The following is a 26,262-nucleotide window of genomic DNA, read 5'->3' as shown; positions in this document are numbered from 1 at the left end:
GCGAACAAGCGATGACAACGAACGTGAAAGCGATCGATGTGCGGTACGTGCCCATGATGGGCTACGCCGAAGCTTGGGACCTGCAGAAAGCCTGCGTGAAAGAGATCGACAAGGGGGAGCGGCGCGAGTCGCTGCTCCTTCTTCAGCATCCGCCGACCTACACGGTCGGTTCGCAGAAGCATCCCGAGCACTTGCTGTATTCCGAGGAGGAGCTGGCGCAGCGCGGCATCGGCCTGTTCCAGATCGACCGCGGCGGCGACATCACCTACCACGGCCCGGGGCAGCTCGTCGGCTACCCGCTGCTGTACCTGGACAGCGCGAATCTGGATTTGCACCAATACTTGCGGGATTTGGAACAGGTCATCATCGATTGGCTGGCCGGCTACGGCGTCGTAGGCGGCCGCAAGCCCGAATACACGGGCGTTTGGATCGGCGACGAGAAGATCGCGGCGATCGGCGTGAAATTCAATAAAGCGCGGACGAGGCGGGGGTTCGTGACGAGCCACGGCTTCGCGCTGAACGTGAAGGCGGGGATCGCGCAGGACGGCTTCAAGGGCATCATCCCGTGCGGCATTCAGGAGTACGCCGTGACGTCGTTCGCGGACGTGACCGGCCTTCGCCGGAGCGTGGAGCAGGTCGCGTCGGAGCTGCTGCCTTACTTCTGCCGCCAGTTCGGGTTGACCGTCGGGCGGCTGGAAGGTCTACTCGAAAATCCAGCCGATGCCGATCAGCAGGGTGGAAATCAAGAGGGACGCGATTAGCACCCAAATAAAAGCTTTCATCATGGCGTTGGGACGCATGGCAGGATGCTCCTTTCGTGTAAAATAAGAGGGTATGCCATCAGACCTGTCCCTATTGTAAACGATAACGACGGACGGAGGAAAGCCGATGATCGACCGGAACCGATTGATTGCGGAATTCATGGAGCTCGTGCAGGTGGACAGCGAGACGAAGAACGAGCGGCGCATCTGCGACGCGCTGACGAAGAAATTTGCCGACCTCGGCTTGTCGGTGGAGGAGGACGGCGCGGCGGCGATCACCGGCCACGGAGCGGGCAATCTGATCGTCAAGCTGCAAGCCAGCGGCGCGGAAGGGGCGCCGACGATCTTCTTCACCTCGCACATGGACACCGTGACGCCGGGCAACGGCATCAAGCCGCGCCTGGACGACGATGGGTATATCCGAAGCGACGGCACGACCATCCTCGGCAGCGACGACAAAGCGGGGCTCGCGGCCATGTTCGAGGCGATTCGCGTATTGAAGGAGCGGCAGCTGCCGCACGGCCCGGTGCAGTTCGTCATTACCGTCGGCGAAGAGAGCGGGCTCGTCGGCGCGCAGGCGCTCGACCGGTCGAAGCTGGAAGCCGCTTACGGCTATGCGCTCGATTCGAACGGCGAGATCGGGGCGATCGCGGTCGCCGCGCCGGCGCAGGCGAAGATCACCATCAAGATTTACGGCAAATCCGCGCACGCCGGCGTCAATCCGGAGGACGGCATCAGCGCGATTCAAGTGGCCAGCAAAGCGGTCGCGCGGATGCCGCTCGGGCGCGTCGACCACGAGACGACGGCCAACATCGGCCGCTTCGAGGGCGGCGGCGCCACGAACATCGTCTGCGACTACGTGAAGCTCGACTGCGAAGCGCGCAGCATCGTAAACGAGAAGCTGGAGAAGCAGGTCGAAGCGATGCGCGCGGCGGTGGACGCGGTGACGAAGGAGTACGGCGCGAAGGCGGAGTTCGACAACCGGCTCGCCTATCCGGCGTTCATGCACGGCGACGACGCGCCGGTCGTGGAACTGGCCAAGGAAGCGATCGCGAAGATCGGCGCCGCGCCGCGCACGTTCCATTCCGGCGGCGGCAGCGACGCGAACATTTTCAACGGCTTCGGCGTGCCGACGGTGAACCTGGCCGTCGGGTACGAGCATATCCATACCACGAACGAACAAATCAAGGCGTCGGACCTGGAGAAGACGGCCGAGCTGGTCTTGACGATCATCGCGTTGACCGCGCAGCGCAAGGCGTAAGCGTAATCCGCGTTGCGCGACGCGGTCGCGCGAACGGCGGCCATCCGGCTCGCGCGGCGGCGTCAAGCAGAAAAGGGGCGCCCGGGAAGCGGTAGACATCGTCTACGCCCGGGCTGCCCCTTCCTCTTTCGTATCGGACGGTTCGGCCGGCCGGTGCCGGTCCCGCCTGATTCGCCGCATCGAACCGGCGCGCGGCCGCGTTACCGCGCGCGGACGGACGTCTGCAGCCACTCGCGCAGCGTCGGGCTTTGCGCCGCATTGCTTTTCGCGCCGGATTTGCTGAGCAGCTTCAGCTGATGGCGAATTTCCCACGCTTTGCCCACGAGCGTCAAGTGATCGTTTTCGAGATATTGTTTCATGTCGTTTGCCCCCTCGATACCGTTCCGTCATTCCGATCGCGCGTTTCGACCGAATGTTCCGTTTGATAGAGGGTATGCGGGGGGCGGACAAGTTATGCCCACCAACCGATTCGCGAGGAGAGAAGCGACCATGCTGGAGAAGACCGAGCCATACCGGGAAGTCACGGTGAAGACCGAGCCGATTTTTCAGGGGAAAATCATCTCGCTGCAAGTGGATACGATTCAGCTGCCGAACGGCGGCACGGCGACGCGCGAAATCGTCCGCCATCCCGGGGCCGCGGCGGTTCTGGCGCTGATCGGCGACAAAATGCTCGTCGTGGAGCAATACCGCAAGCCGATGGAGAAATTCCAGATCGAGATTCCGGCGGGCAAGCTGGACGCCGGGGAGGATCCGATGGCGGCCGCGGCGCGCGAGCTGGAGGAGGAGACGGGCTATAAGGCGGGCAAGCTGCGTCCGCTGAGCGCGTTTTACACGTCGCCGGGCTTTGCCGACGAGAAGCTGTACGTGTATCTTGCCGAGGATCTCGTCAAGGGCGAAAGCGCCCCCGACGAGGATGAGTTTCTGGCCGTGGAGGCGATCACGTTCGAGCAGGCGCAGCAATATATCCGGGAAGAGCGCATCAGCGACGCCAAGACGGTGCTTGCGGTGTACGCCTGGCAAGTGTACCGGCTGACGGGAGAGATTTAATGAACGGGCAAGCGGATACCGCCGCCCGCGCCGAAAGTCCGGCTCCGCTGCGGCGGGTGTTCGCCGACCTGCATCTGCACATCGGGCGGACCGAGCGGGGGGAGCCGGTCAAAATCAGCGGCAGCCGCGACTTGACGTTCCGGAACATCGCGCACGAAGCGGCCGTCCGCAAAGGCATCTCCCTGCTCGGCGTCATCGACTGCCAGTCGCCGGGCGTGCAGGAGGACATCGAGGCGCTGCTGGACCGCGGCGAGATGACGGAGGCCGAGGGCGGCGGCATCCGCTATCGGGACACGGTCATCCTGCTCGGCGCCGAAATCGAAGTGCGGGACGCCGGCTTCGGCCCCGCGCATCATCTCGTCTTCCTGCCGGATCTCGCCGCGATGCGGGGTTTCACGGGATGGCTCGCGAAGCATATGCGCAACGTCCGGCTCAGCTCGCAGCGGCTGTACGCGCCGAGCCGCGAGCTGCAGGCGGAAGCGAAGGGAAGGGGCGGCTTATTCGTGCCCGCGCATGTGTTCACGCCGCACAAGAGCTTGTTCGGCAGCTGCTCCGGCCGGTTGGCCGACACGCTCGATCCCGGCCTCGTCGACGCCGTCGAGCTCGGCCTGAGCTCGGATACGCGGATGGCGGGCTACGTGCCGGACCTGGACCGCTATCCGTTCCTGACCAACTCGGACGCGCATTCCTTGGCCAAAATCGGCCGCGAATATAACGAGCTGCGACTCGCCGTGCCGTCCTTCCGCGAGCTCGCGATGGCCCTGCGCGGCGAAGAGGGCCGGGCAATCGCGGCCAACTACGGCCTCAACCCCGTGCTCGGCAAGTATCACCGGACCTTCTGCCTGAACTGCGGTTCGCTCGCCGAAGCGGACGGGGACGGCGAGCGCTGCGCCCAATGCGGCAGCCCGAAGCAGGTCCGGGGCGTGCTGGACCGGATCCTCGAGCTCGCGGAGCGGGCGGGGCGCGTCGAGCCCGTCGTGCCGGAGGACCGGCCGAAATACGTCTATCAAGTGCCGCTCGAGTTCGTGCCCGGCATCGGCCGGAAGACGCTGGACAAGCTGCTGGCGCGCTTCGGCACGGAGATGGCGATTCTCCACGACGCCCCCGAAGCCGAGCTCGCGGAGACGGCGGGCGCGCAGGCGGCGGCCATGATCGTCTCGGCGCGTCTTGGCGGGCTCCGCCTGCAAGCGGGAGGCGGCGGCCGATACGGCAAGGTCGTTCAGCCGGACTGAACCGGATGATGAGGGCCGGATTGTTGAAGTCCCGCCGCCGTCCGGCGGCGGGCATAGGCGGGGATGCTTGGACATACACTGTACCAACCTTGGTTGGAGGAGTGTGCCATGCGAACTTCCGCGCTTCAGACGTCCGTGAAGGACCGGCTGTCGCTTTACGTCTTCGTCTTCGTGCTCTTCGTCGTCGGCGTCGTCTTCGGGGCGCTGATGATCAACGCCTTGACGCTGGACCAGCAGCAAGACCTGTCCGACGATATCCGGCAATTCATTCTTCATATCCAGAACGGCACGATGGCGCAGGGCGGCGAAACGTTCGCGGACCGGGCCTGGTTTCAGGCCAAATGGCTGCTGCTCGTCTGGGTGCTCGGCCTGACCGTCGTCGGCATGCCGTTCGTGCTCGCGCTGGACTTCCTGAAAGGCGTGCTCGTCGGCTTCGCGATCGGCATGCTCGTCCGGGAATTCGCCTGGAAGGGGCTCGCGTTCTCGCTCGCGTCGGTGGCGCCGGTCAACCTGATCGCGGTGCCGGCCTTCCTGATCGCCAGCGTCTCCGCCGTCACGTTCGCCGTCCACGTCGCGAAGAGCCGCCTCTTCGGCCGGTTCGGCCCGCTTGGCCGCCCGCTGCTTGCGTATACGGCGACGGCCGCCGTCATGCTCGTTCTCCTGATCGCCGCGGCATTGGTAGAATCGTACGTGACGCCGATCCTGCTGCGCTGGGCCGCGCCGCTCGTGGCGGGGCTTCCCGCTGAATTGGAATCATTCTAAAAAAAATTGACTTTCCTCGATAGAAGCACCTATAATTAAAGCTGAAACCCACACCGGTTCCAGCCGAAGTCATGTTGCGAGGGGGAAAGCCATGGAATCCCGGATTGATAAAGTCAAGCAGCAGCTGCAGTCGCAGGGGTACAAGCTGACTCCGCAGCGGGAAGCGACCGTTCGCGTGTTATTGGAGAACGAAGAGGATCATCTGAGCGCCGAAGACGTCTTCATGCTCGTTAAGGATAAAGCGCCCGAGATCGGGCTTGCCACCGTCTACCGCACGCTCGAGCTGCTCAGCGAGCTCCACGTCGTGGAGAAGCTGAATTTCGGCGACGGCGTCGCGCGGTACGACTTGCGGACTGATAACAACAAACATCATCACCATCATCTCATCTGCGTCCAATGCGGCACGATGAGCGAAATATTGGAAGATTGGCTCGGGCCGCTCGAGGAACGGTTGGAGAAGGAATACGGCTTTACGGTTGTCGACCACCGGCTTGATTTTCAAGGGGTATGCAAAAATTGCAGGGCGAAAAACAATCTGGCCAAACCGGACCAACAATAACTCCCTTCCGCAGGGTGCACAGTCCACTGACTGGGCTCCGCTGTTAAAGGGAGTTTTTTGTCGCTTATTTCTTCTTGCGCCGGGCCGACGCGCGCGCCTTGCTCCGATGCCGCGCCGACTCGGCCTCGCGCTCGATGCCCGCGGCGTCCGACAGCTGGGCCACGCCGTAGCCCTGCGCTTTCGAGCCGTAGCCGGACAGCTTATTCGCGGACGCGCGCAGTCGCTTCTTGACGCCGTACGGCGTGAGGCTCGGATTGAGCGCCTTCAGCAGGGCCGCGCCGCCGGCGATATGCGGGCATGACATGCTGGTGCCGGACATGACGGCATTGCCGCCGCCCGGCTTCGTCGATTTGATGTAGCTGCCGGGAGCCGCCACGTCGATGCCGGAACCGCGGCTGCTGAACTCGGCGATCCGGCCGCTCTTCGTGGTGGCCGCGACGGCGATCGCGTCGGAGTACCGCGCGGGCTGGTCGATGCCGTTATTGTTCGAGGGGCCGCTGTTGCCGGCCGAGGCGACGACGATGATGCCGCTCTTCCGGGCGCGTTCCACCGCTTCCTTCAGGGCCGAGCTCGTTTCGCCCTCGAGTCCGAGGCTCATGTTGATGATGGGGATTTTTTTTTTGATGCACCATTCGATGCCCTTGATCAAGTCCGAAATGTAACCGGCGCCGTTCGCATCGAGCGCCTTGACCGCGTACAGCTTGGCGCCGGGCGCGACGCCGGTCAAGCCGTTCTTGCCGAGTCCGGCCGCGATGCCGGCGACGTGCGTGCCGTGGCCGTTGTCGTCCGCGTACGAGCTGCCGCCCATCGTATTGACGCCGCCGGAGACGTACAGGTCGGCGTTTTTGCCGATGCCGGTGTCGATGATGCCGATGCCGACGCCGCCTCCGCGCGTCGACGGCCAGACCGCGTGCGCCTGAACCTGCTTGACGTTCCAGGGCGCCGAACCGCCGGAATCGTTCGAGCGTACGCCGGCTTTGGCGCTTTTCGCGCGGAGCTTGCGTTTCACGTACGGGGACGCCGGGCGGCGGCTTCGGATCCGGACGGGGCCGCTCCCCGTTTTGGTGTCGGGACCGATGCCGTGCGCGCGGACTTTGAAATCCGGCTCGATGAATTTGACGTCGGGATGGGCCGCGAGCGAATGGAGCTCGTCGGTACGGCGATTGTCGAGATAGCAGACGATCAATCGGCCGCGCCGAATGCTTTTGATCGGTTTTATGCCGTAATTCGCCAGTTGGTTCATGCATCTCACGTATTGGCCGCGCCGCTTGAAGCCGATCAGCTTCCGCGTCGTATGGGCGGACGAGCGGGCCGACGAGCAGCTAAGCAGCAGCTTCTCCACCTTGGGCAAGGCAGTACCTCCTTTTGCGATAGACGACATGGGCGAAGCGTGTCGAAGCCATTACTGCAGTGTATGGAGGCGTCCGCACGGGGGCTTGGGCATTCGCCTTACGGGGTACATAATTTATGTCAGCCGTGGAAATCGTATCAGCGAGGACTGTCAACCCGTCCGCTGCCTGTATATGATGAAGCAAGGAAACAGGAGAGGGAGATGCGTTATGATCATCGGCGTGCCGAAAGAAATCAAAGCAAGCGAATACCGCGTCGCGCTTACGCCGGCCGGGGCGGCGATGCTGAAGGCGGCCGGCCACGAGGTGCTCGTTCAAAGCGGAGCCGGCGCGGGCAGCAGCTTTCCGGACGAGGCGTACGAGGGCGAAGGGGCGACGATCGTCGACGGCGCCAAGGAGGTCTGGGCGCGGGCGGAGATGATCATGAAGGTCAAGGAGCCGCTGCCGGAGGAGTTCGGCTACTTCCGGGAAGGCCTGCTGCTCTTCACCTACCTGCATCTGGCGGCCGCGCCGGAATTGACGAAGGCGCTCGTCGACAAGAACGTGTCTGGCGTCGCGTACGAGACGATTCAGCTGGCGAACGGCAGTCTGCCGCTCTTGACGCCGATGAGCGAGGTGGCCGGGCGCATGGCGGTGCAGGTCGGGTCGCAGTTTTTGGAGGCGTTCTACGGCGGCCGCGGCATTTTGCTCGGCGGCGTGCCCGGCGTCCCGCCCGCGGAAGTCATCATTCTCGGCGGCGGCATCGTCGGCACGAACGCCGCGCGGATCGCGCTCGGCATGGGCGCGAGCGTCGTCATTCTCGAACGGAGCGCCGAGCGGATGCGCTACATCGACGACGTGTTCGGCGGGCGCATCCGGACGCTCATGTCCAACGCGTACAATATCGCCAGCGCGGTGAAGAAGGCGGACCTGCTGATCGGGGCCGTGCTCATTCCGGGCGCCCGCGCGCCGCATCTCGTCACCGAGGACATGGTCAAGAGCATGAAGAAAGGCGCGGTGATCGTCGACGTGGCCGTGGACCAAGGCGGCACGATCGCGACGATCGACCGGGTGACGACGCACAAGGACCCCGTCTACGAGAAGCACGGCGTGCTGCATTACGCCGTCGCGAACATGCCCGGCGCCGTGCCGCGGACGTCGACGCTCGCGCTTACGAACGCGACGATGCCGTACGCGCTGGAGCTGGCCGGCAAAGGGCTCGAGGAAGCGGTCCGGCACAACGAGCCGCTGCGCAAAGGCGTCAACACGTACAAAGGCCGCGTGACGCATCCGCAGGTCGCCGAAGCCGTCGGCATGCCTTATGTCAGCATGGAGCAGCTGCTCGAAAGCATCCGCTTCGAGAAGCTGAGCTAGAGCGCCGCCGCTAGCGCCGCCCGCCATTCCGCCCGTCATAGCGCCCGCCTTGCGGTTCGCGCGACTTTCGCCGGCAAACGCCCGGTCCGCCTAGGCATGAACGGGGCGTTCTTCTCATATGGTGATGTAAAGGACAACCATGGCCCCGGGAAGCGGGCCGCGGCTCATGTCCGTTTTCGCATGGGAAGGGGACGCGATCGATGGTTGTGTCGGTGCGCAGATGGCTGCGGCGGCTGCTGTTCGTGCTGCTGCTCGGCGTGTTCACGGTGACGATGTACGGCGGCTGCCGGCTGATCGCGGTCTGGATCGCGCCGGACGATCCGTACCGCGTGCCGCAGGGACACGCGCTGAAGGTATTCAAGGCGGGGGATCTGCAGGAAGGGGAGAACGGCAGCATCGCGGAGCGGCTGCGGCTTTTTTATTGGTACGGCGAGTAGGCCGTCCGCCTTGGTTTCGACAGATTCGGCGCCGGTTTGCAGGAAATGGCCGGCCGGCCGTGGAATGTTGTCATGTGGACCGGCTGCGGCCGTACGTCCCGGAAAGGAACGCGGCATGAACGAAGACGTAAAAGCTTTTATCGACGCGCTGCGGCAGGGCGAACGCCCGAAGTCGCCCCAGACGCTCCAGTCGTATGAGCGGGATTTGCTTCAAATGACGGCGTATTTGCGAGGCGAAGGCGTCGACCGGGCGGAGGACGTGCAGAAGCATCAGCTGTCCCTCTATTTTCACCGGCTCCGGGAGCAGGGGCGGGCCGCGGCGACCGTCGCGCGGCAGATGGTCGCCGTCCGGTCGTTCTTTCACGGGCTGGTCGCCCGCGGGCGCATCCCGTCGAATCCGGCGATCGGACTGGAGGCGCCGAAGCCGGACAAGCGGAAGGCGGAGGCGCTGGAGCCGGAGGAGATCGAGCGGCTGCTCGCCGCGCCGGACGCGACCTCCGACGCGGGCATGCGCGACGCGGCGATGATGGAGCTGCTGTACGCGACGGGCATGCGCGTGTCCGAGCTGGTCGCGCTCGACCTCGAGCACGTGCGGCTCGAGCTCGGCTTCATCCGCTGCGTCGACGCGCGGGGCCGCGAGCGGATCATTCCGGTCGGCGGCGCGGCGGCGGACGCCCTGACCGCCTACTTGGAGCGGGTGCGGCCCCAGCTCGCGAAGGCGGGCGGACATGCCCTCTTCCTGAACCTGCAGGGCGGCCGGATAACGCGCCAGGGCTTGTGGAAAGTCCTGAAGCAGGCCGCGCGGGACGCCGGCATCGAACGGGAGCTGACGCCGCATTCGCTGCGGCAGGCGTTCGCGGCCCATCTGCTGCGGAACGGGGCGGATCTCCGGTCCGTCCAGGAAATGATGGGCCACGCCGGCCTTCAGGCGACGCTGCAGTACGCGCAGCCCGCGAAGGCGCGGATCAACGACGTGTACCGTCAAGCCCACCCGCGCGCGGGGCGGCATACATAGCCGGCCGTTGACGGCTGGCAAGCATTTGAAGCTTTCGGCTATCGGCATGAAAAACGAAGCAGGCAACATTTCTTAGCCATTATCGTCCCATCACGGGAAGAGAACCGAGAACGGAGTGAACGTATGCGTTTTGACCGAATTGCAGTCATCGTGCTCGACAGCGTCGGCATCGGCGAGCTGCCCGACGCCCCGGCGTTCGGCGACGCCGGCGCCCATACGCTGGGCCATATTTTGCGCGAGGTGCCGGAGATGAAGCTGCCGCAGCTGCGGCGCTGGGGACTGGACCGCATCGAAGCGCTGGGCGATTGGACGCCGGAAGGCGGACCGGGGGCTTATTACGGCAAGATGGCCGAGGTGTCCTCGGGCAAGGATACGATGACGGGCCACTGGGAAATCGCCGGCCTGAAGATCACGGTGCCGTTCCAGACGTTCGCGGACGGCTTCCCGGCGGAGCTGATCGACGCGTTCGCGGAACGGACCGGCCGCGGCGTGCTGGGCAACAAGTCCGCGAGCGGGACGGAGATTCTCGACGAGCTGGGCGAGGAGCAGCTGAAGACGGGCAAGTGGATCGTCTACACGTCCGCGGACAGCGTGTTCCAAATCGCCGCGCACGAAGACTTGATTCCGCTCGAGGAGCTGTACCGGGCCTGCGAAATCGCGCGAGAGCTGACGATGGACGAGCGCTTCGCGGTCGGCCGGGTCATCGCGCGGCCGTACGTCGGCGGGCCGGGCGCGTTCAAGCGGACGCCGAACCGGCACGATTACGCCGTGAAGCCGCCGGAGCCGACCGTGCTGAACGCGCTGAAGGACGAGGGCTTGGACGTGATCGCGGTCGGGAAGATCAACGACATCTTCTGCGGCGAAGGCGTCACGGAGACGCTGCCGACGAAGAGCAACGCGGACGGCATCGCGAAGACGCTGGACGCGCTGGACAAGCCGTTCCGCGGCCTGCTGTTCACGAACCTCGTCGACTTCGACTCGCTGTTCGGCCATCGGCGCGACCCGCGGGGCTACGCCGGCGCGCTCGAGGAGTTCGACCGGGCGGTGCCGGAGCTGGAGAAGCGGCTCGGGGAGCGGGACCTGGTGATCGTGACGGCCGATCACGGCAACGATCCGACCTACCGGGGCACCGACCATACCCGCGAATACGTGCCGCTGCTCGTCTACGGTCCGGCGCTGAAGCGCCCCGGCTCGCTCGGCGTGCGCGCCACTTATGCCGACGTGGCGGCCACGATCGCCGACAACTTCGGCGCGAAGCGGCCGCCGAACGGCGCGTCGTTCCTCGGCGAACTGAAGTAAAGGTCTCTGCCCGGGCATAGGGCGGCAACCGGCAGGCGCCTGATCCAGGCATGATCAACCAAGGAGGAAACAGGGAGATGTTGAACGCAGCGCAAGTCCGCGAAGCGGCAGGGTATATTTTGGGGAAAATCTCGCTCAAGCCCGAGGTCGGCCTGATTATGGGCTCGGGCCTGGGCATTCTGGGCGACTATATCGAGAACGCGGTCGTGATCCCGTACGAGGACATTCCGCATTTCCCGGCGTCGACGGTGGAAGGGCATGCCGGGGAGCTCATGATCGGCACGTTGTCCGGGCGCCCCGTCGTGCTGATGCGCGGCCGGTTCCACATGTACGAAGGCTACGGTCCCGAGCTGACGGCTTTCCCGGTCCGCGTCATGAAAGCGATCGGCGCGTCCAAGCTGATCGTCACGAACGCCGCCGGCGGCGTGAACACGGGCTACAGCCCGGGCGATCTCATGCTGATCGGGGACCATATCAATTTCCAAGGGCGCAATCCGCTCGTCGGCCCGAACGACAACGAGCTCGGCGTCCGGTTCCCGGACATGTCGCAGCCGTACAGCAAGCGCCTGCGCGAGCTGGCGGCGAACGTCGCCCGGGAGCAGGGCTTCGCGCTCCGGGAAGGCGTCTACCTGGCCGTGCTCGGCCCGTCCTACGAAACGCCGGCGGAAATCCGCATGATGCGCGTCCTCGGAGCGGATGCTGTCGGCATGTCGACGGTCGCGGAGGTCATCGCGGCGAATCATTCCGGCATGGAAGTGCTCGGAATTTCGTGCATCAGCAACATGGCGTCGGGTATTTTGGATCAGCCGCTGTCCCACGGCGAGGTCATGGAAACGACGGAACGCGTGAAAACCCGGTTCCTTGGACTCGTGACGGGACTGATTCCTTCGGTGTAGTTTGTAACACAATTGTAACAATCGGTCTCGACTCATTGTGACATTCTTTACCGGATGATCGTCGTATAATGTCCGTGATCAATAATCCACCATCCTTCATAAAGCGGGGAATTTTTTTCATGGACAAGCAAAGCTATCATTTACTCGAGCGTCTGCGCGGTCAGCTGGTAAGCGCCGCCATGGGAAAGGGAACGTTCCTGAACCGCGACGTCCTGCTGCTCAGCCAGACGCTCGACCAGCTCATCGTCAAAGCGCAGCGCGAGAAAAACCGGTCGCCGGAGTCGGCTCAAGGCTGAACGGGCCTTCACGTCGCGACCGGGAAGTACGCATAGGAGGTCATCAGGCTTGCGAGCGGTCGACATCATTCACAAGAAGCGAAACGGCGGGTCGTTAACGAACGAAGAACTGTCGTTTCTTATACAAGGTTACAGCCGCGGAGAAATTCCGGACTATCAAATGTCCGCCTGGGCGATGGCCGTCTATTTTCAAGGCATGAATCCGGAGGAGACCGCGTTCCTGACCCTGGCGATGGCCGAATCCGGCGATCGGGTCGACCTGTCGCCCATCCGCGGCATCAAGGTGGACAAGCACAGCACCGGCGGCGTCGGCGACAAAACGAGCTTGATCATCGGTCCGCTCGTCGCGTCCTGCGGCGTGCCCGTCGCCAAAATGTCCGGCCGGGGCCTCGGCCATACCGGCGGCACCATCGACAAGATGGAATCGATGCCAGGGTTCCGCACGGAGCTCGCGCGCGAGGATTTCATCGCGCAGGTCAACGGCATCGGCGTCGCGATCATCGGCCAGAGCGGCGATCTCGCCCCGGCCGACAAGAAGCTGTACGCGCTGCGGGACGTCACCGCGACGGTGGAATCGATCCCGCTCATCGCGAGCTCCGTCATGAGCAAGAAAATCGCGGCCGGCGCCGACGCCATCGTGCTGGACGTGAAGACCGGCAGCGGCGCCTTCATGAAGACGCTGGACGATTCCGAGCGGCTCGCGAAGGCGATGGTCGAGATCGGCACGCAGGTCGGGCGCCGGACGGCCGCGCTGATCAGCGACATGGACCAGCCGCTCGGCTTCGCCATCGGCAACGCGCTGGAGGTCCGGGAGGCGATCCAGACGCTTCACGGCCGCGGTCCGGACGATCTCACCGAGCTGTGCATCGCGCTCGCGTCGCATATGGTCGTGCTCGGCGGCCGGGCGGCCGATCTGAAGGAAGCGAAGGCGGCGCTCCGCGAGAAGCTGCGTTCGGGCGAGGCGCTCGCGAAGTTCAAGGCATTCGTCGCGGCGCAGGGCGGCGATCCCGCCGTCGGCGACGATCCCGCGCTGCTTCCGCAGGCGCCCGTGCTCGTCGAAGTGCCGGCGCCGAAGAGCGGCCACGTCCACGCCATTCAGGCGGAGGAGCTCGGCCTCGCGGCCATGCTGCTCGGCGCCGGGCGGGCGACGAAGGATTCCGTCATCGACCACGCGGTCGGCATCACGCTGCAGCGGAAGGTCGGCGAGGAAGTCCGCGAAGGCGAGACGATCGCGCTGCTGCACGCGCGCGAGGACGGCGACGCGGCGCAGGCGGTGCTGCGCCGCGTGCAGGACGCGTACGCGATCGGCGAAGAGCCGGCGCAGCCGTCCCCGCTGCTGCTCTCGATCGTGACGGAGCAAGGCGTGACGCGCTTCTAGCGCGTTCGTGATTTCTAGGGGAAAGGCATCCGATTTCGGTCGGATGCCTTTCTTTTTTTGCCCGGGCGGCTGGAATATTTTACCCCTAATCGGTGCACACTAGGAATGAGATTTTAGCCGTTTTAGCGGTCTAGCTATGCCGCGGGCATCACTCAGGAGGAGAACTTCGATGAAAAACAACGTGAAACCTTTCGTCATCCTGGCGTTGACGATGATTTTGGCGCTTTCTGTACCCGTATCGGCCATGGCCGAAGAAAAAACGGCACCGCAAGGCGCGGGAGCGGCCGACCTGGCGCCTTCCGCGCGTTCTGCCATTCTCATGGACGCCGACAGCGGCACCATCGTATACGAGAAGAACAGCCACGCCAAGCTGCCGCCGGCCAGCATCACCAAGGTCATGACGATGCTGCTGATCATGGAGGCGCTCGACGAAGGGCGCATCAAGCTGACCGACAAAGTGCCGACGAGCGAATACGCCGCTTCGATGGGCGGCTCCCAAATTTTCCTGGAGCCGGGCGAGCAGATGACCGTCGACGAGATGCTGAAGGGCATCGCGATGGCGTCGGGCAACGACGCGTCGGTCGCCATGGCGGAGAAGATCGCGGGCACGGAGTCGGCGTTCGTCGACATGATGAACAAGCGCGCGGCGGAGCTGGGGCTGAAGAACACCCACTTCGCCAACTGCAACGGGCTTCCGGCGGCGGAGCACTATTCGTCCGCTCACGACATCGCCGTCATGTCGCGCGAGCTGCTGAAGCATAGCGAAATCACGAAATACACGGGCGTGTACCAGGATTACCTGCGCAAGACGAGCGACAAGCCGTTTTGGCTCGTCAACACGAACAAGCTGGTGCGCTTCTATACGGGCGCGGACGGGCTGAAGACCGGCTTCACGAACGAAGCGAAGTTCTGCCTGACGGCCACGGCGCACCGGGACAACCTGCGCGTCATCGCCGTCGTCATGGGCGAGCCGAACACGAAGACGCGCAACGCGGAAGTGTCGCAGATGCTCGATTATTCGTTCGCGCAGTACATGAACCATACGATCTTCAAGAAGGGCGACCCGATGGGCACCGTGAAGGTCGAGAAGGGCATGCGGCCGGAGCTGCAGCTCACGGCGAAGCACTCCTACAGCGTGCTGCTGAAGAAGGGCACCACCGTCAAGGATATCCGCTACGAGCTGAAGCTGCAGCCGCTGAAGGCGCCGGTCACGGTCAATCAGCCGATCGGCAAGCTGATCGTGTACCAAGGCGACCAGGTGCTGACGGAATTCGCCGTCGACGCCCCGTCTTCCGTCGAACGCGCGGGCTGGTGGACGCTGTTCAAGCGCTCCATGGGCAGCCTGTTCGGCTAATTCGCCGCCCGATAAGCAAAATCCGCCTGCGCCGCTCGCATTTTGTCTGCCTTTAGCGCTCTGCTTCTAGTTTTGTCGCGGGGCAGGAAACGGCGGACGCGGCGTAGAATCCTCCATTCAACGCGAACCCGGCGCCGGCCGCCCAGGCAGGTCCGGGACCGGCTCGTGCTCCCCAAATTCAACGCGAGGAGTGAACATGAGGATGAGCTTGCAGGTGGAATTGGAGCATTACCGAAACGTGCTAATCGTCAGGCTGCGCGGCGAGCTGGATCATCATACCGCCGACGTCGTCCGGTTCAAGATGGAGGAAGCGATTCTTCGCGGCAACAGCGACCATGTGATTCTGAGCCTGAAGGAGCTCCAGTTCATGGACAGCTCCGGCCTCGGCGTCATTCTCGGCCGCTACAAGCAGCTGAAGGCCAGGGGCGGCAAAATGGTCGTTTGCGACGTGAATACGGGCGTCTACCGGCTGTTCGAGCTGTCGGGCTTGTTCAAAATATTGCCGATTCACGATAACGAGCGGCTTGCGCTCAGTAGTCTGGAGGTCGTTTCATGAACGAGAGAAACGAGATGACACTTACCTTTTCCGCCCGTTCGGAAAACGAGGCGTTCGCCCGGGTCGCCGTGGCGGCGTTCGTGTCGCAGCTGGATCCGACGCTCGACGAGCTCAACGATTTGAAGACGGCGATCTCCGAAGCGGTGACGAACGCGATCATCCACGGCTACGACGGCAATCCCGCCGGCATGGTGACGATCGAAGGCGCCATCGAAGGCGACGTCGTGCGGCTCATCGTGAAGGACAAGGGACGCGGCATCGAGGACGTCGACCTGGCCCGCCAGCCGCTGTATACCTCCAAGCCGGAGATGGAACGGTCGGGCATGGGCTTCACGATCATGGAGAACTTCATGGACGGCTTCGACGTGTCGAGCGAACCGGGACAAGGCACCGCCATCGCGATGACGAAGCGCATCGAATCGAAAAAAGCGCTCTTCAATTAGGGGCATAGGGGTTGGACCGCATGGATGTCGATATGAAACAAACGGCGCAGCCATACCTGGATGATTCCGAGGTCAAGCGGCTGATCGCGCTGAGCCAGGCGGGAGATTCGCTGGCGCGCGACACGCTGGTGCAGTGCAATATCCGGCTCGTCTGGTCCGTCGTGCAGCGTTTCATGGGCCGCGGCTACGAGCCGGAAGACTTGTTCCAGATCGGCTGCATCGGCCTGCTGAAGTCGGTCGATAAGTTCGATCTCTCGTACGAGGTCAAGTTCTCCACCTATGCGGTGCCGATGATCATCGGCGAAATCCAGCGCTTCCTCCGCGACGACGGCACGCTGAAGGTCAGCCGCTCCCTGAAGGAAACGGCCAACAAGGTGCGCAAGACGAAGGACGAGCTGTCGAAGGTGCTGGGCCGTCTGCCGACGATCAAGGAGGTCGCCGAGCGGCTCGGCATCACGCCCGAGGACGTCGTCTTCGCGCAGGAAGCGAACAAGCCGCCGACTTCCATTCACGAGACGGTGTTCGAGAACGACGGCGATCCCATCACGCTGATGGACCAGATCGCCGACGATTCGCAGGAGCGTTGGTTCGACAAGCTCGCGCTGAACGAAGCGATCGGCGGCTTGTCGGAGCGCGAGCGCCTCATCGTCTTCCTCCGCTACTACCGCGACCAGACGCAGTCGGAGGTCGCCGCGCGCCTCGGCATCTCGCAGGTGCAGGTGTCCCGGCTGGAGAAAAAAATATTGCAGCTCATCCGCGACCAGATCGCGCAGTGAGCGGCGCGGTCCGGCGCGAGAAGCCGGCCGTCCCATCCGGGACGGCCGGCTTTTTTATATTCGCAGCCAAACCTGCGATTATTTTCATGCCCGTTATTCTCATACTAAGGGAGATCATGACGACAAGGAGGTGTGCGCGATGAGCTACGATATGGCGCCGAGCGTATACTTGCGCCTGCGCAAGCGGATCGGCATCCGTCCGGAGGGCGTCGTCACGCTGGGACACGCCTCGCGCCTCTTCGCGAGCGACCCGGAGCTGGAGGCAAGGCTGGAGCGGCTCGTGCTGCACCGCCATTCGCTGAAGGACGGCAACCGCGTCGTAATCGACCTGCTCCAGATCGTGCGCGCGATCCGCGAGGAGGCGCCCGGCGCCGTCGTGGACGCGTACGGCGACCCGCAGGTGCTGGTCATCATCGCCGACGCGCCGCGCGAGCCGCGGAAGTCCGTGCTGATCGTCACGTGGCTGCTGCTCTTCTTCGGGTCCGGGCTCGCGATCATGAACTTCCATACCGACGTGAGCATGAAGGACGTCCACGAACGGATCACGGAGCTCGTCACGGGCAAGAAGACCGACCATCCGCTCTGGTTCCAGGTGCCGTATTCCCTAGGCATCGGCGTCGGCATGCTCGTCTTCTTCAACCATCTATTCCGCAAGAGGTTCAACGAGGAGCCCAACCCGCTCGAGGTGGAGCTGTACATGTACGAAGAGAACGTCAACGCCTACGTCATCGCCGACGAGATGCGCCGCAAGAGCGAGCCGGGCGAGGAAGAGACAAGGCGGAAGCGGCCGAAGCGGCCGAAGGCCGGGGTCGACGATGGTTAGCGGCCTCGCGGCGAATTCGTTCGTGGCGGTGCTGGGCTTTGCCGGGGGGCTCGGCGTCGGCAGCGCGCTGGCGGCGCTGCTCATCGTGCTCGACATCATCCCGCGGCTGGCGCAGCTGGCCTTTGCGTACCGCAAGTCCATCTGGTTCGAGACGGCCGTCGTGTTCGGCGCGCTATTCTGGTCGCTGGCCGATTTTCTGGAGTGGCGGCTGTGGCTGCCGAAGCATCCGACCTTGATCGTCATCGGCACGTTCGACGGCATCTTCGTCGGCATGCTCGGCGCGGCGCTGACCGAGGTCATGAACGTGCTGCCCATTCTGGCCAAGCGCGTCCGGCTGAGCCGGTACCTGGTCAGCCTCGTCTACGCCATGGTGATCGGCAAGGTGACGGGCTCGCTGTTCGACTGGCTGGTCTTTCAATACATGGATCCCTAGGGCAAGGCGAAGGGCGAAAATCGACGAGAAGAAAGAAGGGCGGTAGCGATGCGCGATAACGGGCATGGCGATAGAGAGACGGGAACGACCGAATTCAAAAAGCCGGTTCACGTGTTCTGGCACGACGACGGGAACGGCTTCGGCGACGAGCCGAAGGAGCATGGCGCCGGAGCGGTCCCGGCCGATCGCGCGGCGGTCCCGGCCGATCGCGCGGCCATTGCCGCTGGCGGCGGCCGGGACCGCGAGGAAGCGCCGCCGCGGAAGGCGGAGCGGGCTCCGGAGCATGACAAGCCCGGCTCGGATGCGCCGATCGGGCGGGCGGACGCCGCGGTGAAGGCGGAGGGGGGACTGCGCAGAGCGGACCATCAAGGCGAATGGTTCGCGGAGGACGAGCCGGACGAAACGCCGCGGTCGGCGAGTTCCATGGATGCGGACGAGGTTTCCGGACAGCGGGTCGCAGCGCAGGAGAATGCGGAAGAGTCGCTCCCCGTACGGCGGGTCGCGGAGCGCCCGGACGCGGGCGAGCTCGCCGGCGAGCCCCCCGGAGAGCCGATCGCGGCGCACCGGAAGCCCGGACGCGAAGCGAAGGGAGCGAAGGAAACGGACGCGAAGAAGGACCCCGTCCCGATTCCGGCTTCGCTCGACGGCTTCAAGCGGAAGCTCGAAGAAGAGGTCGGCTACAAGACGAGCTTCGACATCGTCCTGCGCGAGATGACGTTCGGGGATCGGCGGGTCGCGTTCTTCTTCTTCAACGGGTTCGCGAAGGACACGATCCTGACCGAAGTGCTCAAGCGGCTGACCTACCTCCAGGCGGAGGATTACCGCGCCGCGTCGTTCCACGACTTCTTCCGGCTCTACGTGCCGGCGATCCAGGTGGTCGAGGAGCAGGACTGGGACAACATGATGACGGACGTCCTCTCCGGCGGCACCGCGATGTTCGTGGAAGGCGACGACAAGGTGCTGCTGATCGACGCCAAGGCATTCCCGTCCCGCAACCCGGAGGAGCCGACGCTGGAGCGGGTCGTGCGCGGCGCGCGCGACGGGTTCGTGGAGACGATGCTCGTCAACGTGACGCTCGTGCGCCGGAGGCTGCGGGACAAGCAGCTGCGCTACGAGATCTTGCGGGTCGGCGAGCGCACGCAGACGGACATCTGCATCGCCTACATCGACGACATCGTCGACAAGGAAATGCTGGAGTCGATGAAGGACAAGATCAAGCAGGTCAAGGTCGACGGCCTGCCGCTCGCGGACAAGCAGCTAGAGGAGGCGACCGTGCAGCGAGGCTGGAACCCGTTCCCGCTCGTCCGCTATTCGGAGCGGCCCGATACCGTCGCGGTGCACCTGATGGAAGGGAACATCGCCATCTTCGTCGACACGACGCCCAGCGTCATGATTTTGCCGACGACGTTCTTCGACCTGCTGCAGCATGCCGAGGAAAACCGCCAGACGCCGTTCATCGGCACGTATTTGCGCTGGGTCCGCTTCTTCGGCGTCATCGCGTCGCTCTTCCTGCTGCCGCTCTGGTTCCTGTTCACGCTGCGGCCGGAACTCAAGCCGCCCGGGCTCGGCTTCATCGGCGCTCAGCAAGCCGGGCACCTGCCGATGGTCGCGCAGTTCATCCTGGCCGAGGTCGGGGTCGACCTCATGCGGATGGCGGCCATCCATACCCCGACTCCGCTCGCGACCGCGATGTCCTTGATCGCCGCCATCCTGATCGGCGACATCGCCGTCAAGACCGGCCTGTTCGTGAACGAGGTCGTGCTGTACATGGCCATCTCGGCCATCGGCATGTTCGCGACCCCGAGCTACGAGCTCGGCCTGGCCAACCGGATCATCCGGCTCGTGCTCATCATCGCGGTCGCCCTGTTCGAGGTGCCGGGCTTCGTGGTCGCGACGACGTTCTTCTTCGTCATGCTGTGCATGCAGCGGTCGTTCAACCGGCCGTACATGTGGCCGCTCGTCCCGTTCGACGCCAAAGGCATGCTGGGCATCCTGCTCCGGGTGCCCGTCCTGCAAAACCGCAAGCGCCCCAACTACCTGAAGGCGCAGCAGCGGGACAAGATGCCGAACTGACGGCCCTTCCGCTCCCGCCCCAAGTTAAAAATGCAAATGAAATGTGGAATTATCCATTTCGGCGGTGGAGCGAATGCGTTATACTGATGCTAAATGATGCAAATCTCACGATTGGGCATTTTTTATGCAGAAGGCGGAGGGGAATCAATCAATGTACTTACATGGAACCAGCACAATTAATGGACAAGGCCATTTGGAAATCGGCGGCGTCGACACGACGGAGCTTGCCAAGCAGTTCGGCACGCCGCTTTACATCGTAGATGAGGCGCTCGTGCGCCAGAGAGCCCGCGAATACGTGGAATCCTTCCGCGCCTCGGGCCTGAAGTTCCAAGTCGCGTACGCGAGCAAAGCGTTCAGCGTCATGGCCATGTGCTCCATCGCGGAGCAGGAAGGGCTGTCGCTCGACGTCGTCTCCGACGGCGAGCTGTACACGGCGCTGAAAGCCGGCTTCCCGGCGGCGCGCATCCACTTCCACGGCAACAACAAGACGCCGGACGAGATCAACATGGCGCTCGACGCCAACATCGGCTGCTTCGTGGTCGACAACTTCAACGAGCTGTACCTGCTGAACGCCCTCGCGGCGGACAAAGGCAAGCGCGTCAACATCCTGCTGCGCATCACGCCGGGCGTCGAGGCGCACACGCACGATTACATTTCCACCGGTCAAACCGACTCGAAGTTCGGCTTCGACCTCGGCAACGGCACGGCGTATAAAGCGATTCAAGAAGCGATCGCCCAGCCGAACCTGGAGCTGCTCGGCGTCCACTCCCACATCGGCTCGCAAATCTTCGAAGTCGAAGGCTTCTCGATGGCGGCGGCCAAAGTGGCGGGCTTCGCCATGCAGGTCAAGAACGAGCTGGACGTGACGTTCCGCGTCATCAACCTCGGCGGCGGCTTCGGCATCCGCTACGTGGAAGGCGACACGCCGCTGCCGATCGCGCAGTACGTCAAGGCGATCACGGACGCCATCAAGACCAACTTCTCCGCGGCGAACTACCCGCTGCCGGAAATTTGGGTCGAGCCGGGCCGCAGCATGGTCGGAGACGCCGGCACGACGCTGTACACCGTCGGGACAAGCAAAGACATCCCGGGCGTGCGCAAGTACATCGCGGTGGACGGCGGCATGACGGACAACCCGCGTCCGGCGCTGTACGAGTCCAAGTACGAGGCGGTCTTGGCCAACCGGGCGAGCGATCCGCTCGAAGAGACCGTCACGGTCGCGGGCAAATGCTGCGAGAGCGGCGATAAACTGATCATCGACCTGGAGCTGCCGAAGGCGAATAACGGGGACTTGCTTGCCGTATTCTGCACGGGCGCGTACAATTATGCCATGGCGAGCAATTACAACCGCATTCGCCGTCCTGCCGTCGTGTTCGTGAAAGACGGAGCCGCGGACGTCGCCGTCAAGCGCGAATCGCTCGACGACATCATCGGCAACGACGTCATTCCGGCGCGTTTGCAAACTTCGGCAGTGAAATAACAGTTTCGACAGGAGGCCACCAACAATGGCAAAACAAGCGAAAATCACTTTGGCGAACGGCGCCGAGGTCTATCTGGATCTGTTCGAGAAGGACGCCCCGAACACGGTCGCGAACTTCGAGAAGCTGGCGAACGAAGGCTTCTACAACGGCCTGACGTTCCACCGCGTCATCCCGGGCTTCGTCGCGCAAGGCGGCTGCCCGAACGGCAACGGCACCGGCGGCCCGGGCTACACGATCGACTGCGAGATCAACCCGAACAAGCACGAGCGCGGCGCCTTGGCCATGGCGCACGCGGGACGCAACACGGGCGGCAGCCAGTTCTACATCGTGTACCAGCCGCAGCCGCATCTGGACGGCGAGCACACGGTGTTCGGCAAAGTCGCGAAAGGCATGGAGCACGTCGACGCGTTCCAAGGCCGCGACCGCATGGAGAAAGTCGAAATTGTGGAAGTGTGAGCTTGCACCCGGCAGCGCGCGGAATCCATCCGCGCGCTGCTTTTTTTATGGGCCTCGCGGACCGAAAGGACCGGGTTCGACATTAAGCCTACAAAACAGGTTGCATTTTGAAGTCCGAAGTGGTACCATTTGCACAAACGTATTTACGACAATCCTTCGGGGCAGGGTGAAATTCCCAACCGGCGGTGATCAAAGGGCCGCAGTTCCGCTTATGCGATAGGCGGCTGTTCTCCTTTGTCAGTCCGTGACCCGGCTCGCAAACGTGCAGGTCCCTCCAGGGCATGCATGGCTGCTTGACGGTGGACCTGGTGCGAATCCGGGACCGACAGTATAGTCTGGATGGGAGAAGGAGAGGGCTCGTGAATTCCATTTTTTCATGTCTTGCCGACCTTGTTCTTTTTTTCACAAGGTTGCCGAGTTTGTTTGAATGTGTCTTCAGACGCGTCCTTTTTCGCATACTCTCTCATCACCCCGTTGGCGATATTTGGCCGAGGGGTGATTTTTATTATGTCAACAATCGATGTTCTGAACGACGAGTCCTACATGCGGCTCGCGCTCGATATGGCATCCAAGGCGCAGGGGCAGACGGAAATCAATCCCGTCGTCGGCTGCGTGATCGTCCGGGAAGGCCGCATCGTCGGGCTCGGCGCCCATTTGCGGCGCGGCGAAGGCCACGCGGAGGTGCACGCGCTGCGCATGGCGGGCGAACAGGCGGAAGGCGCGACGGCTTACGTCACGCTGGAGCCGTGCAGCCATCACGGCCGGACGCCGCCGTGCTGCGAACGGCTCATCGAAGCGAAGGTGGCGCGCGTCGTCGTCGCCTGCACGGATCCGAACCCGCAGGTCGCCGGCCGCGGGCTCTCCCGCCTCCGGGAAGCGGGCATCGCCGTCGAGGTCGGCCTGCTGGAGGAAGAATCGCTTCGGATGAACGAAATGTTCAACAAGTTCATCGTCACGCGGCTGCCGTTCGTCACGATGAAGTCCGCGATGACGCTGGACGGCAAGCTCGCCGCGAAGAGCGGCGACAGCCGCTACGTCAGCGGGCCGCGGGCCAGGGAGATGACGCACACGTTGCGCCATCGGCACATGGGCATCATGGTCGGCGCCGAGACGGCGATCGTCGACGATCCCGAGCTGTCGACCCGCCTGTCCGTGCCCGCGGTGCACCCCGTCCGCATCGTCGTCGACTCCAAGCTGCGCCTGCCGCTCGAAGCCCGCATGCTGCAGGAGATGATAGCGCCGGTCATCGTGCTGACGGTCGCAGGCGCGGATCCCGGCAAACGAGCCGCCCTGAAGGCGGCCGGGGCCGAGGTCATCGATTGCGGGGACGGCGATCGCGTCGACCTCGCGCTCGCCATGCGCAAGCTCGGCGAACGCGAGATCGGCTCGATTCTGCTCGAGGGCGGCGGCAAGCTGAACGGCGCCATGCTCGAGCTCGGGCTGATCGACAAGCTGCTGCTGTTCGTGGCGCCGAAGGTCATCGGCGGCTCCGGCGCGCCGGGCGTGTTCCAGTTCGAAGGCTTCGAGAAGATGGCGCAGGCGATTCCGTTCCGCGACGTGCAGGTCGAACGGATCGGCGCCGATATCTTCGTGAGCGGCTATCCCGAATACGGGACGGGCGACCGCGCCGGCGGAGCCGAATAGCGGTCCTGACGAGCCGCTGCGCAGACGCGCGGAGGAGAGGAGGAGAAACCACGTGTTTACCGGACTTATCGAAGAAATCGGCACGCTGAAGCGGTCGTTCAAGCAGGGCGAGGCGCTGCTGCTCGTCGTCGAGGCGAACCGCATTCTGAAGGACGTCGCCCTCGGCGACAGCATTTCGGTCAACGGCGTCTGCCTGACCGTCACGGCGTTCGACAGCCGTTCGTTCACGGTCGACGTCATGCCGCAGACGTACCGCCATTCCAACCTGAAGGACATTCGGCCCGGCGAACCGCTGAATCTCGAACGGGCGATGATGGCGGGCGGCCGGTTCGGCGGCCACATCGTGCAGGGCCACGTCGACGGCACCGCCGACATCGTCGCGCGCGGCAGCGACGCCAACGCGGTCGTGTTCACGATCCGGCCGCACGACGAGAAGCTGATGCGCTACGTCATTCCGCAGGGCTCGGTCACGATCGACGGCATCAGCCTGACGGTGGCGACGGCCGACCGGAACAGCTTCGCGGTCTCCATCATTCCCCACACCTTGAAGGAGACGGCCTTGCAGCATAAGGGCGCGGGAGGCGTCATCAACGTGGAATGCGACGTCCTCGGCAAGTACGTCGACCACCTGCTTCATTACAAAGGCGGGGACGAGGCCAAGGAAGACAAGCCGGACGGCGGCGGCGGCATCACTGCCGCGTTTCTGGCGGAGAACGGATTTTTCTAACCCATACAAAGGCAGGCAAGCCGCCTGCCAAAGGAGCGGATCGCGATGAGCAATCTGGGAGCAAGAAACCTGCCGGACGACAAGCCCGTTTTCGACGGCATCGAAGAGGCCATATACGATCTCATGCTTGGCAAACCGATCATCGTCGTCGACGACGAAGACCGGGAGAACGAAGGCGACCTGATCGCGCTGGCGAGCAAGGCGACGCCGGAGGTCATCAATTTCATGATTACCGAAGCGCGCGGGCTCGTGTGCGTGCCGATCACGCAGGAGCGCGCCGAGGAGCTCGACCTTCCGCCGATGGTGCAGCGCAACACCGATTACCACGGCACCGCGTTCACCGTGTCGGTCGACCACGTGACGACGTCGACGGGCATCTCCGCCTACGAGCGGTCGCTCAGCGTGAAGGCGCTGATCGATCCGAAGACGAAGGCGCACGACTTCCGCCGGCCGGGCCACATTTTCCCGCTGATCGCGAAGAAGGGCGGCGTCCTTCGCCGCGCCGGCCATACGGAAGCGGCCATCGACTTGGCGCGGATGTGCGGCGCGGAACCCGCGGGCGTCATCTGCGAGATCATTAAGGAAGACGGCTCCATGGCGCGCCTGCCGGATTTGATCGAATTCAAGGAGAAGCACGGCCTGAAGCTGATTTCCATCGAGTCGCTGATCCATTACCGCAACGAGAAGGAGAACCTGGTCGTGCGGGCCGTCGACGTGAAGATGCCGACCGATTACGGCGTGTTCCGGGCGATCGCCTACACGAACGAGGTCGACAACAAGGAACACGTGGCGCTCGTCAAGGGAGAGATCGATTCGACCCAACCGACGCTCGTGCGCGTCCACTCCGAATGCCTCACCGGCGACGTGTTCCATTCCCACCGCTGCGACTGCGGTCCGCAGCTCGAGGCGGCGCTGCGGCAGATCGACGAAGCCGGCAATGGCGTGCTGCTCTACATGCGCCAGGAAGGCCGCGGCATCGGCCTGATCAACAAATTGAAGGCGTACCAGCTGCAGGAGCAGGGGTTGGACACCGTCGACGCGAATATTAAATTGGGCTTCGCGCCGGATCTCCGCGACTACGGCATCGGCGCGCAAATCCTGAAGGACCTCGGCGTCCGCCAAATGCGGCTGCTGACGAACAATCCGCGCAAAATCCGCGGGCTCGAAGGCTACGGCCTCGAGGTCGTCGAGCGCGTGCCGATCCAAATGGACGCCAACGAAGATAACGACCAGTACCTGCACACGAAGAAAGACAAGCTTGGGCACCTGCTCAAATTTGACGATATCCCGAATAACCGATAACATGGCCCATAGCGGTCTAATTCAGAGAGGATGACAGCATCATGCCAAACGTATTCGAAGGACATTTAATTTCCGAGGGACTGAAATACGGCGTCGTCGTGGGCCGTTTCAACGAGTTTATTTCCAGCAAGCTGCTGAGCGGCGCGCTCGACGCGTTCAAGCGCCACGGCGCGGAAGACAACGAGGTGGACATCGCCTGGGTACCGGGCGCGTTCGAAATTCCGCTCATCGCCCAGAAGATGGCCGAAAGCGGCAAATACGACGCCGTCATCACCCTCGGCGCCGTCATCCGGGGATCCACGCCGCATTTCGACTACGTCTGCAACGAGGCGGCCAAAGGCGTGGCGGCCGTCGGGCTCAAAACCGGCGTGCCGACCGTGTTCGGCGTCCTGACGGTCGACTCCATCGAGCAGGCGATCGAGCGCGCGGGCACGAAAGCGGGCAATAAAGGCTGGGAAGCGGCCGTGACCGCCATCGAAATGGCGAACCTGACGAAGACGCTTCAAGGCTAAGCCGCGCGACGGCCGGCGGGCCGAACGGACGCAAGGC

General features: G+C 63.8%; 28 protein-coding genes and 1 riboswitch. Of the genes, 26 read left to right on the top strand and 2 right to left on the bottom strand.

What is annotated here, in order from left to right; translation table 11 throughout:
• Positions 1 to 11 precede the first annotated feature (11 nt).
• Positions 12 to 761: a lipoyl(octanoyl) transferase LipB gene (lipB, locus tag BMZ79_RS07180; protein ID WP_090638025.1), complete on the top strand. Its 750-nt coding sequence runs from the start codon at positions 12 to 14 to the stop codon at positions 759 to 761.
• Positions 762 to 888: 127 nt separating this feature from the next.
• The gene (locus tag BMZ79_RS07175) at positions 889 to 2,022 is read left to right on the top strand and encodes a M20/M25/M40 family metallo-hydrolase (protein ID WP_090638023.1); all 1,134 of its coding nucleotides are present in this window, start codon (positions 889 to 891) and stop codon (positions 2,020 to 2,022) included.
• Positions 2,023 to 2,222: 200 nt separating this feature from the next.
• Here the strand turns inward: BMZ79_RS07175 and mciZ are convergent, their stop codons facing one another.
• Positions 2,223 to 2,381 carry a Z-ring formation inhibitor MciZ gene (gene mciZ / locus BMZ79_RS07170; RefSeq protein ID WP_090638020.1) on the bottom strand — a complete coding sequence of 53 codons (159 nt, stop codon included), beginning with the start codon at positions 2,379 to 2,381 and terminating at the stop codon, positions 2,223 to 2,225.
• Positions 2,382 to 2,511: 130 nt separating this feature from the next.
• Between mciZ and BMZ79_RS07165 the strand changes: the two genes are divergently transcribed.
• From BMZ79_RS07165 to BMZ79_RS07150, 4 genes are all read left to right on the top strand, one after another.
• Positions 2,512 to 3,069: an NUDIX domain-containing protein gene (locus BMZ79_RS07165; RefSeq protein ID WP_177222056.1), complete on the top strand. Its 558-nt coding sequence runs from the start codon at positions 2,512 to 2,514 to the stop codon at positions 3,067 to 3,069.
• Positions 3,069 to 4,301 (top strand): endonuclease Q family protein, encoded by a 1,233-nt coding sequence (locus BMZ79_RS07160; protein WP_143088902.1) that lies wholly within the window; start codon positions 3,069 to 3,071, stop codon positions 4,299 to 4,301. The genes BMZ79_RS07165 and BMZ79_RS07160 overlap by 1 nt, the downstream gene beginning before the upstream one ends.
• A gap of 108 nt (positions 4,302 to 4,409) precedes the next feature.
• Complete coding sequence (gene spoIIM / locus BMZ79_RS07155; protein ID WP_090638017.1) at positions 4,410 to 5,063, top strand: stage II sporulation protein M; 654 nt, start codon at positions 4,410 to 4,412, stop codon at positions 5,061 to 5,063.
• A gap of 91 nt (positions 5,064 to 5,154) precedes the next feature.
• Positions 5,155 to 5,622, top strand: coding sequence for a ferric iron uptake transcriptional regulator (locus tag BMZ79_RS07150; protein WP_090638015.1), 468 nt, complete (start codon positions 5,155 to 5,157; stop codon positions 5,620 to 5,622).
• A 64-nt stretch (positions 5,623 to 5,686) separates the two neighbouring features.
• Here BMZ79_RS07150 and BMZ79_RS07145 read toward each other — a convergent pair whose 3' ends face one another.
• Entirely contained in the window at positions 5,687 to 6,964 is a 1,278-nt protein-coding gene (locus BMZ79_RS07145) for a S8 family peptidase (protein ID WP_256252612.1), read from the bottom strand.
• A 217-nt stretch (positions 6,965 to 7,181) separates the two neighbouring features.
• Between BMZ79_RS07145 and ald the strand changes: the two genes are divergently transcribed.
• The 20 genes from ald (at position 7,182) to ribE (BMZ79_RS07045) (ending at position 26,225) form a co-directional block, all read left to right on the top strand.
• Positions 7,182 to 8,324, top strand: coding sequence for an alanine dehydrogenase (ald, locus tag BMZ79_RS07140; protein ID WP_090638010.1), 1,143 nt, complete (start codon positions 7,182 to 7,184; stop codon positions 8,322 to 8,324).
• Positions 8,325 to 8,524: 200 nt separating this feature from the next.
• Positions 8,525 to 8,761 carry a DUF4227 family protein gene (locus BMZ79_RS07135; RefSeq protein ID WP_090638007.1) on the top strand — a complete coding sequence of 79 codons (237 nt, stop codon included), beginning with the start codon at positions 8,525 to 8,527 and terminating at the stop codon, positions 8,759 to 8,761.
• 115 nt (positions 8,762 to 8,876) lie between these two features.
• Complete coding sequence (locus BMZ79_RS07130; protein ID WP_090638005.1) at positions 8,877 to 9,776, top strand: tyrosine recombinase; 900 nt, start codon at positions 8,877 to 8,879, stop codon at positions 9,774 to 9,776.
• Positions 9,777 to 9,899: 123 nt separating this feature from the next.
• Positions 9,900 to 11,075 carry a phosphopentomutase gene (locus tag BMZ79_RS07125; RefSeq protein WP_090638002.1) on the top strand — a complete coding sequence of 392 codons (1,176 nt, stop codon included), beginning with the start codon at positions 9,900 to 9,902 and terminating at the stop codon, positions 11,073 to 11,075.
• Between the two features lie 77 nt (positions 11,076 to 11,152).
• A complete protein-coding gene (locus BMZ79_RS07120; protein WP_090638000.1) occupies positions 11,153 to 11,971 on the top strand; it encodes a purine-nucleoside phosphorylase in 819 nt (272 codons plus the stop codon).
• Positions 11,972 to 12,090: 119 nt separating this feature from the next.
• On the top strand, positions 12,091 to 12,267 hold the full coding sequence (locus tag BMZ79_RS07115; protein ID WP_143088901.1) for an aspartyl-phosphate phosphatase Spo0E family protein: 177 nt from the start codon (positions 12,091 to 12,093) through the stop codon (positions 12,265 to 12,267).
• A gap of 49 nt (positions 12,268 to 12,316) precedes the next feature.
• Positions 12,317 to 13,645, top strand: coding sequence for a pyrimidine-nucleoside phosphorylase (locus tag BMZ79_RS07110; protein ID WP_090637996.1), 1,329 nt, complete (start codon positions 12,317 to 12,319; stop codon positions 13,643 to 13,645).
• Positions 13,646 to 13,814: 169 nt separating this feature from the next.
• Positions 13,815 to 14,999 carry a D-alanyl-D-alanine carboxypeptidase family protein gene (locus BMZ79_RS07105; RefSeq protein ID WP_090637993.1) on the top strand — a complete coding sequence of 395 codons (1,185 nt, stop codon included), beginning with the start codon at positions 13,815 to 13,817 and terminating at the stop codon, positions 14,997 to 14,999.
• 202 nt (positions 15,000 to 15,201) lie between these two features.
• A complete protein-coding gene (gene spoIIAA, locus BMZ79_RS07100) occupies positions 15,202 to 15,555 on the top strand; it encodes an anti-sigma F factor antagonist (protein WP_090637991.1) in 354 nt (117 codons plus the stop codon).
• The gene (spoIIAB, locus tag BMZ79_RS07095) at positions 15,552 to 15,998 is read left to right on the top strand and encodes an anti-sigma F factor (protein WP_090637988.1); all 447 of its coding nucleotides are present in this window, start codon (positions 15,552 to 15,554) and stop codon (positions 15,996 to 15,998) included. The genes spoIIAA and spoIIAB overlap by 4 nt, the downstream gene beginning before the upstream one ends.
• A gap of 20 nt (positions 15,999 to 16,018) precedes the next feature.
• Complete coding sequence (gene sigF, locus BMZ79_RS07090) at positions 16,019 to 16,774, top strand: RNA polymerase sporulation sigma factor SigF (protein ID WP_090637986.1); 756 nt, start codon at positions 16,019 to 16,021, stop codon at positions 16,772 to 16,774.
• A 139-nt stretch (positions 16,775 to 16,913) separates the two neighbouring features.
• The gene (locus BMZ79_RS07085; protein WP_090637983.1) at positions 16,914 to 17,597 is read left to right on the top strand and encodes a stage V sporulation protein AA; all 684 of its coding nucleotides are present in this window, start codon (positions 16,914 to 16,916) and stop codon (positions 17,595 to 17,597) included.
• Positions 17,590 to 18,030 carry a stage V sporulation protein AB gene (locus BMZ79_RS07080; RefSeq protein ID WP_090637981.1) on the top strand — a complete coding sequence of 147 codons (441 nt, stop codon included), beginning with the start codon at positions 17,590 to 17,592 and terminating at the stop codon, positions 18,028 to 18,030. The genes BMZ79_RS07085 and BMZ79_RS07080 overlap by 8 nt, the downstream gene beginning before the upstream one ends.
• A 48-nt stretch (positions 18,031 to 18,078) precedes the next feature.
• The gene (locus BMZ79_RS07075; RefSeq protein WP_256252590.1) at positions 18,079 to 20,103 is read left to right on the top strand and encodes a spore germination protein; all 2,025 of its coding nucleotides are present in this window, start codon (positions 18,079 to 18,081) and stop codon (positions 20,101 to 20,103) included.
• 151 nt (positions 20,104 to 20,254) lie between these two features.
• Complete coding sequence (gene lysA, locus BMZ79_RS07070) at positions 20,255 to 21,583, top strand: diaminopimelate decarboxylase (RefSeq protein WP_090637978.1); 1,329 nt, start codon at positions 20,255 to 20,257, stop codon at positions 21,581 to 21,583.
• Between the two features lie 25 nt (positions 21,584 to 21,608).
• On the top strand, positions 21,609 to 22,040 hold the full coding sequence (locus BMZ79_RS07065; protein ID WP_090637975.1) for a peptidylprolyl isomerase: 432 nt from the start codon (positions 21,609 to 21,611) through the stop codon (positions 22,038 to 22,040).
• A gap of 148 nt (positions 22,041 to 22,188) precedes the next feature.
• A riboswitch (FMN riboswitch) is annotated at positions 22,189 to 22,395 on the top strand.
• Positions 22,396 to 22,547: 152 nt separating this feature from the next.
• On the top strand, positions 22,548 to 23,684 hold the full coding sequence (gene ribD, locus BMZ79_RS07060; protein WP_090637973.1) for a bifunctional diaminohydroxyphosphoribosylaminopyrimidine deaminase/5-amino-6-(5-phosphoribosylamino)uracil reductase RibD: 1,137 nt from the start codon (positions 22,548 to 22,550) through the stop codon (positions 23,682 to 23,684).
• A 52-nt stretch (positions 23,685 to 23,736) separates the two neighbouring features.
• On the top strand, positions 23,737 to 24,411 hold the full coding sequence (gene ribE / locus BMZ79_RS07055) for a riboflavin synthase (RefSeq protein WP_090637970.1): 675 nt from the start codon (positions 23,737 to 23,739) through the stop codon (positions 24,409 to 24,411).
• Positions 24,412 to 24,456: 45 nt separating this feature from the next.
• Complete coding sequence (locus BMZ79_RS07050; RefSeq protein WP_090637968.1) at positions 24,457 to 25,713, top strand: bifunctional 3,4-dihydroxy-2-butanone-4-phosphate synthase/GTP cyclohydrolase II; 1,257 nt, start codon at positions 24,457 to 24,459, stop codon at positions 25,711 to 25,713.
• Between the two features lie 41 nt (positions 25,714 to 25,754).
• A complete protein-coding gene (gene ribE / locus BMZ79_RS07045) occupies positions 25,755 to 26,225 on the top strand; it encodes a 6,7-dimethyl-8-ribityllumazine synthase (RefSeq protein WP_090637965.1) in 471 nt (156 codons plus the stop codon).
• Positions 26,226 to 26,262 lie beyond the last annotated feature (37 nt).

The organism is Paenibacillus sp. UNC496MF (assembly GCF_900113915.1).
GTDB lineage: Bacteria > Bacillota > Bacilli > Paenibacillales > Paenibacillaceae > Paenibacillus_Z > Paenibacillus_Z artemisiicola.
Note: the sequence above shows the minus strand (reverse complement) of the source record. Positions and strands in the feature narration are given on the sequence as shown.